This is a genomic window from Pandoraea vervacti, from assembly GCF_000934605.2.
GTDB lineage: Bacteria > Pseudomonadota > Gammaproteobacteria > Burkholderiales > Burkholderiaceae > Pandoraea > Pandoraea vervacti.
This window is the reverse complement of sequence record NZ_CP010897.2, coordinates 2,844,433-2,856,716: the sequence shown is the minus strand read 5'-3', so window position 1 is coordinate 2,856,716 and position 12,284 is coordinate 2,844,433. Positions and strand designations below refer to the sequence as shown.

At 64.2% G+C, this 12,284-nt stretch carries 10 protein-coding genes; 7 read left to right on the top strand and 3 right to left on the bottom strand.

Going from position 1 to position 12,284, the window contains the following annotated elements; genetic code table 11:
- Positions 1 to 91 precede the first annotated feature (91 nt).
- From UC34_RS12600 to UC34_RS12590, 3 genes are all read left to right on the top strand, one after another.
- On the top strand, positions 92 to 1,126 hold the full coding sequence (locus tag UC34_RS12600; protein WP_044455817.1) for a 2,5-dihydroxypyridine 5,6-dioxygenase NicX family protein: 1,035 nt from the start codon (positions 92 to 94) through the stop codon (positions 1,124 to 1,126).
- Positions 1,127 to 1,198: 72 nt separating this feature from the next.
- A complete protein-coding gene (locus UC34_RS12595) occupies positions 1,199 to 1,843 on the top strand; it encodes an isochorismatase family protein (protein WP_044458103.1) in 645 nt (214 codons plus the stop codon).
- Positions 1,844 to 1,964: 121 nt separating this feature from the next.
- The gene (locus UC34_RS12590; protein ID WP_044458102.1) at positions 1,965 to 4,244 is read left to right on the top strand and encodes a xanthine dehydrogenase family protein molybdopterin-binding subunit; all 2,280 of its coding nucleotides are present in this window, start codon (positions 1,965 to 1,967) and stop codon (positions 4,242 to 4,244) included.
- A 61-nt stretch (positions 4,245 to 4,305) separates the two neighbouring features.
- Here the strand turns inward: UC34_RS12590 and UC34_RS12585 are convergent, their stop codons facing one another.
- Positions 4,306 to 4,749, bottom strand: coding sequence for a MarR family winged helix-turn-helix transcriptional regulator (locus UC34_RS12585; protein ID WP_044455816.1), 444 nt, complete (start codon positions 4,747 to 4,749; stop codon positions 4,306 to 4,308).
- 264 nt (positions 4,750 to 5,013) lie between these two features.
- Here UC34_RS12585 and UC34_RS12580 point away from each other — a divergent pair, with 264 nt between their 5' ends.
- Positions 5,014 to 5,700, top strand: a complete 687-nt coding sequence (locus UC34_RS12580) for a hydrolase (RefSeq protein ID WP_044455815.1) — start codon at positions 5,014 to 5,016, stop codon at positions 5,698 to 5,700.
- Positions 5,701 to 5,806: 106 nt separating this feature from the next.
- Here UC34_RS12580 and UC34_RS12575 read toward each other — a convergent pair whose 3' ends face one another.
- On the bottom strand, positions 5,807 to 7,159 hold the full coding sequence (locus UC34_RS12575; protein ID WP_052811024.1) for an MFS transporter: 1,353 nt from the start codon (positions 7,157 to 7,159) through the stop codon (positions 5,807 to 5,809).
- A 163-nt stretch (positions 7,160 to 7,322) separates the two neighbouring features.
- Complete coding sequence (locus UC34_RS12570) at positions 7,323 to 8,267, bottom strand: LysR family transcriptional regulator (protein WP_044455813.1); 945 nt, start codon at positions 8,265 to 8,267, stop codon at positions 7,323 to 7,325.
- A 119-nt stretch (positions 8,268 to 8,386) separates the two neighbouring features.
- On the opposite strand from UC34_RS12570, the gene UC34_RS12565 reads away from it, so the two are divergent.
- From UC34_RS12565 to UC34_RS12555, 3 genes are all read left to right on the top strand, one after another.
- Positions 8,387 to 9,532: an iron-containing alcohol dehydrogenase gene (locus tag UC34_RS12565; protein ID WP_044455812.1), complete on the top strand. Its 1,146-nt coding sequence runs from the start codon at positions 8,387 to 8,389 to the stop codon at positions 9,530 to 9,532.
- 60 nt (positions 9,533 to 9,592) lie between these two features.
- Positions 9,593 to 11,038: an NAD-dependent succinate-semialdehyde dehydrogenase gene (locus UC34_RS12560; protein ID WP_044455811.1), complete on the top strand. Its 1,446-nt coding sequence runs from the start codon at positions 9,593 to 9,595 to the stop codon at positions 11,036 to 11,038.
- 90 nt (positions 11,039 to 11,128) lie between these two features.
- Complete coding sequence (locus UC34_RS12555) at positions 11,129 to 12,229, top strand: asparaginase (RefSeq protein WP_044455810.1); 1,101 nt, start codon at positions 11,129 to 11,131, stop codon at positions 12,227 to 12,229.
- The last annotated feature ends 55 nt before the right edge of the window (positions 12,230 to 12,284 follow it).

Here is a 12,284-nt window from a genome sequence, read left to right as displayed (position 1 = left end):
CGCAGAAGGACCTGATTGGGAACCGACATGGGCGACGTGTCGGCACGACACATCGCCACGAACACGTGCAGGACACGTAACGGAGACGGCCATGGCCATCAGTGATTTCCAGTTGATCGAAGCGTGGCGAGAGGTGCTCACGCTATCGAAGTTGTCGCACGGGCAGAACGTCACCGTGCTGACCAGCGCCTCTACGCATCCCCAGACCCTGCGCTGTGCGCTGATCGCCGCGCAGTCGATGGGCGCGATCACGAACCAGCTCGATCTTCAGCCGGTCAATGGCGAAAAGGCATTCAGCCGCGATTCGCTGTCGTATCTGGGCACCACGCCGCTGACCGGAAACCGCGCCGCTATCGCGGCGCTCAAGGCGAGCGACCTCGTGCTGGACCTCATGACGCTGCTGTTCTCGCCGGAGCAGCACGACATCCTGAAGGGGGGCACGAAGATTCTTCTGGCGGTCGAGCCGCCCGAAGTGCTGGCGCGCATGGTGCCCACACCGGGGGACAAGGCCCGCGTGATGGCGGCGGCGGCCAAGCTGGGTGCGGCGCGCGAGATGCGCGTGACGTCGCCCGCCGGCACGTCGCTCGTCTGTCCGATGGGCGAGTTCGGGCCCACCGCCGAATATGGGTTTGTCGACGAGCCGGGGCGATGGGACCACTGGCCGAGCGGCTTTGCGTTGTCATATCCGAACGATCACACGGCGCACGGCACGATCGTGATCGACCGCGGCGATATTCTGCTGCCGCAGAAGCGTTACGTGAGCGAGCCGATCCGGCTGACCGTGGAAAAGGGCTATGCAACACGCATCGAAGGCGGCGTCGACGCCGACTTGTTGCGCGACTACATGGAGACGTTCCGCGACCCGGAAGGCTACGCGATCTCGCACATCGGTTGGGGCTTGCAGCCGCGCGCGCGTTGGTCGACATTGGGTTTGTACGACCGTGAAGCCACCATCGGCATGGACGCCCGAGCGTTCGAGGGCAACTTCCTGTTCTCGCTCGGCCCGAACAACGAAGGCGGCGGCACACGCACGACGACTTGCCATATCGACATTCCGCTGCGTCATTGCACCGTCTCGCTTGACGGCGAAGTCATGGTTCGCGACGGACGCGTCGTCTACGAATGACGGCCATGCACCATCACAGCGATCTTGCCGACCTCGCTCAACGTCTACCAATTCCGAAGCGCTCAATTCACCATGACTGATATCTCGCAACACGCCGAATCGGGCGTTTATCAACGCCAGGGATTCGGCACGTCCCTCGCGCCTCAGGGCAACGTCGCGCTGCTGATCGTCGATCTGGTCGTCGGCTTCGCGGACCCGGAAGTGTTCGGTGGCGGCAACATCGCGTCGGCGATCGCGCGTACGGTCGACGCGCTCGCCATTGCGCGACGGCAAGGCTGGCCGGTCGCGCACAGCCGCATTGTCTATGCGGACGACGGCAGCGACGACAACATCTTCTCGATCAAGGTGCCCGGCATGGCAACGTTGACGGAGACGAATCCGAACAGCGCCATCGTGCCCGAGCTCACGCCCGCAAAGGGCGAGCTTGTGGTGCGCAAGGTCGTTCCGTCCGCCTTCTTCGGCACGCAACTCGCCCCGTGGCTGGCGCAGCGCGGCATTCAGACGTTGCTTGTCGCGGGCGCGGTGACGAGCGGATGCGTTCGCGCGAGCGTCGTGGACGCCATGTCGTTCGGCCTGCGCCCCCTCGTGCTGTCGGATTGTGTGGGCGACCGTGCGATCGCTCCGCACGAGGCGAGCCTGTTCGACATGGCGCAGAAGTACGCCGCCGTCATGCCGCTGGCGCAGGCGGTGCAAGCCATCGAGGCTCGGCATCGCTGAGCAGGACGGGAGGCGAGGGTTGTGCATCGTGGCAGGTCTCGGTTGACGCCCCGAAATTGTCCTCCTATCGTTGGTCGTTGGCGGTGCGCCTGGCGCACCGGATCTTCAGGAACTCTTTCTCGTGAATCGCTCCGATCTGCTTGCACGTCACGGTTGTCTGGCCGTCGTGCGGCAACCCGTCACGCCAGTCAAACCTGCGCCCGGTCAGCCGGGCAGTCATTCGACGTTCGTCCCCGACGTTGCCGAGATCTTCGTTGCGATTCTCGATGACGGTCGCATTCTTGGCTTTAACGGGCACGTCGATCTCGGCACGGGCATCCGGACCTCGCTCGCGCAGATCGTTGCGGAAGAGCTCGACGTGCTTGCGCAAGACGTGACCATGGCGTTGGGTCACACCGCCGCGACGCCGAATCAGGGGCCGACGATTGCGAGCGCCACCATCCAGATCTCGGCGGGGCCGTTACGGTGCGCGGCGGCGCAGGCGCGCAGCGCGCTGCTGGCGTTGGCGTCCCGGCACTTCGGCATTGACGTCGGCCAGTTGCGTTGCGACCGCGGGCAAATCGTCGCTCACGGCTCACAGGGTGAAGTCCTGACGGTGACGTTCGCTGAACTGGTGCGAGGACGGAGGATTGCGCTCGCGCTCGATCTCGACACGCCGGTCAAGGACCCGTCGACCTATCGGGTCGTGGGCCACTCGACACGACGCGTGGACCTCCCGGCCAAAGCGACCGGCGCACTGACGTTCGTCCATGACGTGCGTGTGCCGGGCATGTTGCATGCGCGCGTGGTGCGTCCGCCGTACAGCGGCCTCGACGCCGGCGATTTCGTCGGCAGTTTGCTGGCGTCGGTCGACAAGGCGTCCGTTGCCGACTTGCCCGGCGTGCGTGAGGTCGTCGTCATCGGCGACTTTGTCGGTGTCGTGGCGCAGCGCGAGGAGCAGGCCATTCGCGCGGCCCAGGCATTGCGCGTCACCTGGAAGCCTTTGCCGCCACTGCCCGCGATGGACGACACGGCGTCGGCCATCGCGGCGGCGCCCGCCGTGAGACGTCCGCTATTGACCGAAGGTGACGTCGATGCCGTTTTTGCCCGCGACGACGTCGTGACGCTATCGAGAACCTACGTATGGCCGTATCAGATGCATGGCTCGATCGGACCGTCATGTGCCGTCGCCGATTATCGGGCGCGTGGCGACGGGCGCATCACCGTGTGGTCGGGCACGCAAAACCCGGTCTCGTTGCGCTTCGACCTCGCACAACTGATCGGCCGGGAGGAAGCCGACATCGATATCGTGCGCATGGAAGCCTCCGGATGCTACGGGCGGAACTGCGCGGACGACGTGTGCGGCGATGCCTTGCTGCTCTCGCGCGCGGTGGGCGCTCCGGTGCGCGTCCAGCTGTCGCGTGCCGACGAACACCTTTGGGAGCCGAAAGGCGCCGGGCAGGTTATGACGGTACGCGGCGCCGCCACGCCGGAGGGCGAACTTCTGGCGTACGACTTTGCCACACGTTATCCGTCCAACGACGCGCCGCTACTCGCTTCGCTGTTCGTCGGCGCGGTGTCGCCCCAGCCGCGCGTATTCGAGATGGGCGACCGCACGGCAGTGTCGCCCTACGTGAGCCAGCACCGACGTTTTGCCTGCGACGACATGGCGCCATTGGTGCGCGCTTCGTGGTTCCGGGGCGTGTCGGCGTTACCGAACTCCTTTGCCCATGACAGTTTCGCCGACGAGATGGCGTGGTCGACGGGCGTCGATCCGCTGGCGTTCAAGCTGCGGCATCTCGATGATGCGCGTGCCGTCGAACTGCTCGAGGCGGTTGCCGCCCGTGCGGGCTGGACACCTCGTGTGCAGGACGCCTCCCGATGGGACGGCGACGAACGCTTCGCGCGAGGGCGCGGCGTCGCCTATGCCCGTTATGTGCACAGTCGGTTTCCGGGCTTTGGCGCGGCCTGGTCGGCATGGATCGCCGACGTGGTCGTGGATCGGCTGACGGGCGAGGTGCGTGTCGAGCGTGTGACCGTGGGGCAGGACACCGGCACGATGGTCAATCCCGATGGCGTGCGTCATCAGCTGCACGGCAACGTGGTTCAGGTGCTCAGTCGCTCGCTCAAGGAGCGCGTGCGGTTTGTCGACGGCCGTCCGGCGAGCCGGGAGTGGGGCGGCTACCCGATCCTGACCTTCGCCGAACTACCGCCACTGGATGTCGTGTTGATGCCGCGACAGGGCGAACCGCCTATGGGCGCGGGAGAATCGGCGTCGGTGCCGGGGCCGGCGGCACTGGCCAATGCGATTTTCGATGCCACGGGCGTTCGACTCTACGCGCCGCCGTTCACGCCGGAGACGGTGCGCGCAGCGCTCGCGCGGGAAGGGCGTTTGCTCCGGCAGGCGGCGAGAACGGCCTGAATGCAGTGAAGGCGGTGAAGTCTGTGAGTGCCGTGCAGGCGGTGTTATCGGGTATTGCCGTTCATTCTGCCGAATCGGTATCCATCATCTTGCGCAGCAGAAACATCAGCGCGACGCGTTCCGCGGGGTTCAGCGCGCCGTAGGTGCGTTCGGTGACTTCCTCAGCAAACGGCACGGTTCGCTCGATCAATGACAGTCCGGCGGGCGTGGCGCGCACCAGCAGTTTCCGGCCATCGGTCGGATCCGGCTCGACTTCGATCAGGTTTCGCGCTTTAAGACGCTCGACCACGCCGCGAATGGTGGCCTGATCGATGGCGGTCGTTTTCACGATGTCGTTGAGCGAGCACGAACGCTTTTCCTTGACGGTGCATAGCGCCACGAATTGCGCGGCTGTCAGGTCGGAGTCGGGAATGGCGCTCTGGAAGATCGAAACGTGACGCTGGTAGGCGCGGCGAAGCAGGTGGCCAATCTGGTCGTGGAAATCGTAAGCGGTTTTACTGGGCATGGCTGCGCATGAGCGATGGAAGTGTGTCCCCGAGCATAGCATCGGAACCGGCGGGAATGAGCGGCGGGTGCGCAACAGACGTGAGCCATATCAAGGCACTGTCGCGACGACAGGCTTGCGGGGTGACCGGTCGGCGAGCTCAGGGTGCATCCGCGCGGACTAATACCATAATCTGATGGTCCGCCAGGGGGGGAGCGACTAGTCTTTCATGGGGTTGCACAGCGCAATACCCCAACAAGCCTCATGACCCCCAGGATCCCGACCATGTCCAATCCCAAACTTGAAGTCCTGACCCCTCAGAACAGCCAGCTCATCATCATCGACCATCAGCCGCAAATGGCCTTCGGTGTGCAGTCGATGGATCGCCAGGCGCTGAAGAACAACGTGGTGGGTCTGGCCAAGGCCGCAAAGGTCTTCGACATCCCCACGACGATCACCACGGTCGAGAGCGAGTCGTTCTCCGGCTATACCTATCCGGAACTTCTCGATGTCTTCCCGAACGCCAAGACGCTTGAGCGCACGTCGATGAACTCGTGGGACGACCAGAAAGTGCGTGACGCCCTCAAGGCCAACGGCCGCAAGAAGGTGGTGGTGGCAGGCCTCTGGACGGAAGTCTGCAATACGACCTTCGCCCTGTGCGCCATGCTCGAAGGCGATTACGAAATCTATATGGTCGCCGACGCCTCGGGCGGCACCAGCAAGGAAGCCCACGACTTCGCGATGCAGCGCATGGTGCAGGCGGGCGCCGTGCCGGTGACCTGGTTGCAGGTCACGCTCGAATGGCAGCGCGACTGGGCGCACCGCGATACCTACGACGCCGTGATGAAGCTCGTCAAGGAACATGCCGGTGCCTACGGCATGGGCGTCGACTATGCCTACACCATGGTTCACAAGGCCGCCCAACGCACGGCCACGCCGCACGAATCGGTGGCGCCGGTGCCGGCACGCTGACGCAGGGCCGCGCATGTCACGACGAGGCGGTCGCCGCCTCGTCGCATGTCTCGCCCGTGCCTGCGAGACGCCATCGATGCAATCGTCGAGCTTCAATCGTCGAGCTTCAATCGTCCAGCGGCAGCCCGCTGCGATCCTTGACGAGTGCGACGGCGACGACCGAGACCAGCGCGCAGGCGATCATGAAGAAGACGACCGGCACGTAGCTGCCACCGAAGTAGGCGACGAGGGCGGTCGCAATCAGCGGCATCGGGCCGCCCACGAGCGCCGCGCCGATCTGGTAACCGAGCGACATGCCGGTGTATCGAATCGACGGCGGGAACGCCTCGGCAAGCAACGTGCCGATCATCGAACCATACGTCGTCCAGATCACGCTCAGCCCCACGCCCACGGCCACCGACGCGAGCAGGATCGACTTCTGATTGAGCAACCAGAAATACGGGCCAATCCAGACGATGAAGGCAAACGTACCCCAGAGGAACACCTTCTTGCGACCGATCCTGTCCGACAGATGCCCGAAATAGAGCATGAACGGGAACGCGATCAGGGCGCACACCAGCACGATATTGAGAATGTCGGAGCGCTGGAAACCGTGACCGATCATGTACGAGATCGTGAACGTCGCGTACAGGAAGAAGGTCGACGTCTCCACCACCTTTGCACCGATGGCAATCAGGACCGATCGCCAGTGATCCTGCAACGTTTCCTTGAGCGGAATACGGGTTTCCGTGCGGTTCGCCATGATCTTCTTGAACGATGGCGTCTCACCCACAGCGTTGCGAATCCACATGCCGACAAGCACGAGCACGATCGAGCCGACGAACGGAATGCGCCACCCCCAGCTTTGGAAGTCGGCGTCGCTGATCGAGTTGCTCAGCACGGAAGTGATGATGTTGCCGAGCGCGAGCCCGAGCACCGCACCCGTTTGCGGCACCGCGCCGTAAAAGCCGCGACGATTGCGCGGCGAGTATTCCACGGCGAGCAGCACGCCGCCGCCCCATTCGCCACCGAGTGCCAGCCCCTGCATCAGACGCAGCAACGACAGCAGAATGGGCGCCCAAACGCCGATCTGGTCGTAATTGGGCAGCAGTCCCATAAGGACGGTCGACATCCCCATCATGCTGAGCGTGATCGCCAGCGTCTTTTTGCGACCGACCCGGTCTCCGATATGAGCGAAGATCACGCCGCCCAGCGGACGAATGATAAAGGCCAGCGCAAAGGTCGCCAGTGCCAGCAAATTACTGACGAGCGGATCGGTGCTCGGAAAAAACTGTTTGGCGAAGATGATCGACGCCATCGTGCCGTACAGGAAGTAGTCGTACCACTCGATGGTGCTCCCGACCGCGCTGCCGAGCAGGGCGCGCCGGCGCTCCGTCTCGGGAACCATGGTTTCCTTCATTGCCGACGTCAGGCCGGGGGTGCCAGCGCTACCCGCACTATTGGGCGCTATTCCGCTCATTGTCTCCACCTTGTTTTTTTGATGACCGGACGAAGTCTACAAAGGCGGTGTGCGCCAGTACACTGAACGTTGGCGTTAGCGCTATAACTTTTTCTCAAGCCAGATGGCGCTTGCACAATCGATCGTCATTTCCGCAAGGCATATCCGCGACATTCAAGGGGCCTCAATCTTTCGTGTCGTTTGCGCCACGTGCGACGATGGCCTGCATGAGCATCTGCGCGCCGTGGGATAGCGGGGCGCTGCGGCGCGTCACCAACTCGTAGGGCTCGCTCAGCGACGACAGCGTGAGCGGCAGTGTGCAGGCCACGCCGTGCTCGGTGTAGAAGCGCGCGACGTCGATCGAGACCAGTGCGACGAGCGACGGATTCTTCTGCAACAGGGAAACGGTAGCGAACGCCGACGTCGTTTCCAGTAAATGGGCCGGGAATCGCAGCCCGGCGTCGTGGAATTCGCGCTCCAGCAGACGCCGCATCGGCATGTTCGCCCGGTAGACCACCCAGCGGTATTGCGCGAGGTCTTCGAGTGAGACCTGCGCTGCGTTCGCCAGCGAATGCGCGACGTTGGCGATCACGGCCAGCGTTTCGTCCTGCACGAACACGCTGTCATACAGATAGGGCGTCTGGCTCACGCTCGTGCGGCAAATGGCGAGGTCCAGACGACCGGCGTCGATCTGGCTCAGCAGCGCCGCACTGGTGTCCTCCACGATCTCTATCGACATGTCGGGCTGCGCCTCGCTCACCGAGGTGATGGCGTCGGTGAGCAACGGCACCGCGCCCATGATGACGCCCACGGACACGCGTCCGCCATGTCCGCGCATGATGCCGACCATCTCCTCGCGAAGATGCGCCAGGTCCGACTGAATCAGACGCGCGTAGCGAATCACGCAATGCCCGACGGCGTTGGGCGCCAACCCCCGGTTCGACCGCTCGAAGAGCGCGGCGCCGAACGTCGTCTCGATTTCGTGCAGCGCCTTGCTGGCGCCCGGCTGGGTCATCGCCAACTGTGTCGCCGCCCCCAGAAGTGAGCCATGCTCCTCGATGGCAATCAACAGCCGGAGCTGTTTGACGTGCAGACGGGAGATGATCGAATTGAGCGAGGGAGGCGTCATTGTCTTGATGAAAAGTTATATCGCTATCAAATGCTCTCAATATCGCCGCGCCGGCGTGGGCCATACACTGCGAAATCTTTGCGTGAGCATAGCCTTCCTATAACTTTTCGTCATCTGCCATGTCCCTCATCAACTACGTTACCCAGATCCAGTTCGGTTACGACGCGATTCGATTGCTTGCCGGTGAATGCGAGCGGATCGGGATCTCCCGCCCGCTGATCGTGACGGACGCCGGTATTCGCGCGGCAGGTCTGCTCGATACCGTGCTCGACGCGTTGCGCGCGACGCAACCGGTGCCCGTGTTCGACCGGACGCCGCCGAACCCGAACGAGTCCGTTGTGCGCGAGGCCGTGGCGATGTACCAGTCCCACGCGTGCGATGGCGTGATCGCGTTGGGCGGCGGCTCGTCCATCGATCTGGCCAAGGGCGTCGCGGTGTGCGCCACGCACGATGGCCCGCTTCAGCACTTCGCGGTCATCGAAGGTGGCCTCGTGCGCATTACCGCAGCGACCGCGCCGGTCGTCGCCATTCCCACCACGGCGGGTACCGGCAGCGAAGTCGGACGCGGCGCCATCCTGATCCTCGACGATGGCCGGAAGGTCGGCGTAATTTCGCCGTATGTGGTGCCGCGCGTGGCGATCTGCGACCCTGCCTTGACGCTCGGCCTGCCCGCAGGTCTGACGGCCGCCACCGGCATGGACGCCATCGCCCACTGCATGGAGACGTTCATGGCGCCGGCATTCAACCCGCCGGCCGACGGCATCGCGCTCGACGGACTCTGGCGCGCGTGGCGGCATATCGAGCGCGCCACGCGCGAGCCTTCGGACCGCGAGGCGCGCCTGAACATGATGAGCGCCTCGATGCAGGGCGCACTCGCGTTCCAGAAAGGGCTGGGCTGCGTGCACAGCCTGAGCCACTCGCTCGGCGGCATCAATCCTCGGCTGCACCATGGCACGCTCAACGCTATTCTGTTGCCGGCGGTGATCGCCTTTAACCGCAGCGCGCCGTCGATGCAGGAGGCGGCCAAGCTGGACCGACTGGCGCAGGCGATGGGGCTGGCGCACGCTGACGATGTCGGCCCGGCGATTGCCGATATGACGGCGAAACTCGGACTTCCGGGCGGTCTTGCGGAACTGGGCGTGACTCGGGAGCAGTTCCCGCGCATTATCGAGGGTGCGCTCAAGGATCACAGCCACAAGACCAATCCGCGGGAAGCCTCGGCAGAGGACTATCGCGAGATGCTCGAAGCGTCGATGTCAAGCTAAAGCGCGGCGAGGCGCAGGGGCTGCGCCTCACCCATTGCCAATCGTTCTCAGGAAATTCAAATGGTTACATCAGGATATACAGATACCCGGCTTCTGATTAACGGCGAGTGGTGCGATGCCGCCAGCGGCAAAACGCTCGATGTCGTGAACCCGGCGACGGGCAACGTCATCGGCAAAGTGGCCCATGCGGGCATCGCCGATCTCGACCGCGCCCTGGAGGCCGCGCAACGCGGTTTCGCCGCCTGGCGCAAGGTGCCGGCCGCCGAGCGCGCCGTGACGATGCGCAAGGCAGCGGCGCTGGTGCGCGAGCGTGCCGACGCGATTGCACGTCTCATGACGCAGGAGCAGGGCAAGCCGTTCGCCGAAGCGCGTATCGAAGTGCTGTCGGGCGCCGGCATCATCGAATGGTTCGCCGACGAAGGGATGCGCGTGTATGGCCGCGTCGTCCCGTCACGTAATCTCAACGCCCAGCAAACGGTCCTCAAGGAACCCATCGGGCCGGTCGCTGCGTTCACGCCGTGGAACTTCCCGGTCAATCAGGTGGTTCGAAAACTGAGCGCCGCGCTTGCCTGCGGCTGCTCGTTCCTGGTCAAGGCCCCGGAAGAAACCCCGGCGTCGCCAGCTGCGCTGCTCCAGGCGTTCGTGGATGCCGGCGTGCCCGCCGGCGTGGTCGGTCTCGTTTTCGGCGACCCGGCGGAAATTTCGAGCTATCTGATTCCGCATCCGATCATTCGCAAGGTGACGTTCACCGGTTCGACGCCGGTCGGCAAGCAACTCGCGTCGCTGGCCGGTCTGCACATGAAGCGCGCAACGATGGAACTCGGCGGCCATGCGCCGGTGATCGTCGCCGAAGATGCCGACCTCGCGCTTGCCGTCAAGGCGGCGGGGGGCGCCAAGTTCCGAAACGCCGGTCAGGTGTGCATCTCGCCAACACGTTTCCTCGTGCACAACAGCGTGAAGGACGAATTCGCCAAGGCGCTCGTGAAACACGCCGAAAGCCTCAAGCTGGGCGACGGTCTCGCCGAGGGCACGACGCTCGGGCCGCTGGCGAACGCGCGTCGCCTGACAGCGATGAGCCGTGTGATCGACGACGCCCGCAAGACGGGCGCGACGGTCGCCACCGGCGGTGAGCGCGTGGGCACGTCCGGCAACTTCTTCGCGCCGACGGTGCTCACCGACGTGTCGCTCGATGCCGACGTCTTCAACAACGAGCCGTTTGGCCCGGTCGCGGCAATTCGCGGCTTCGACAAGCTCGAAGACGCCATTGCCGAAGCCAATCGCCTGCCGTACGGGCTGGCGGGCTATGCGTTTACCCAGTCGTTCCGCAACGTGCATCGGCTCTCGCAACAAATGGAAGTCGGCATGCTGTGGATCAACCAGCCGGCGGCGCCGTCGCCGGAAATGCCGTTCGGCGGCGTGAAGGACTCGGGTTACGGTTCGGAAGGCGGGCCGGAGGCCATGGAAGCGTATCTCGTGACGAAGGCGGTGTCCGTCATGGCGAATTGATCGGCGCATCGCTTTAAAGTTTGTCAATATGTCGAACATCGCGCTTGCCGTACGCGCGATGTTCGACAAACGACAACAATGGAGCGAACGATGACAACGTCGAAGACCCCTCGTGAAGTTGTAATGCATACGGTGGCCGTGGCCGCGCTTACCCTGAGCGCGGGCGGCTATGCCTTCACGGCCAATGCAGCAGACGTCGGTACGGCCAAACCGCGCATTCTCGTGCTCGCCACTGGCGGCACCATCGCCAGTACCGGCGACGCGCGATCCGCCATTGGCTACAACGCGGGCGGTGTGACAGGCGAGCAGCTCACGGCCAGCGTGCCGGGGCTGGACAAGCTCGCGAGCATCAAGGCCGAGCAGATCTCCAACATCGGCTCGCAGGACATGAACAGCAAGGTCTGGTACCAGTTGGCAGCCCGAATCAAGCAGGCATTCGAGCGCAACGAAGCCGACGGCGTCGTGATTACGCACGGCACCGATACGATGGAGGAGACGGCCTTTTTCCTGGATAACGTGCTCACCACGCCGCAGCCTGTGGTGCTGGTCGGTTCCATGCGACCGAGCACTGCCGTGAGCGCCGACGGGCCGGGCAACCTCTACGAAGCGGTGGAGGTGGCCGCGAGCCCGCAGTCGGGTCATCGCGGTGTGCTCGTTGTGATGAACGATACGATTCACGCGCCGCGCTGGGTCACGAAGACCAACACGACGTCGGTGCAAACGTTCGGCAATCCCAATGGCGGGCCGCTGGGCTACGTCGACCCGGCATCGGTCCGCTATCTCTTGCCACCTGCCGCCGCGCGCAAAGCGCCTCTGAACGTGCCCAATGGCGGATTGCCACGCGTGGACATCGTATATGCCCACGCCGATATGGACGCCGGACAGATCGACGACGCGGTGCGGCATAACGCGAAGGGAATCGTGCTCGCGGGCGTTGGCGACGGCAATGCGTCCAAGGCAGCGCTCGATGCGTTGGAGGCGGCAGCCAAGCGGGGTGTCGTCGTCGTTCGCGCCTCGCGCGTGGGCAGCGGCTTCGTCAATCGCAACGTCGAAGTCTCCGACGACAAGACTGGCTTTGTCGTCGCGTACGATCTGAATCCGCAAAAGGCCCGCGTGCTCACCCAACTGCTGATCGGCAACGGCGTCACGACGGCCGACAAGGTGCAGAAGGCATTCGACGCCACCTACTGATCTGCCGAGTGATCCACTGACTCACGCGGTCGCACCCGTCTGCGGATTGCACCAT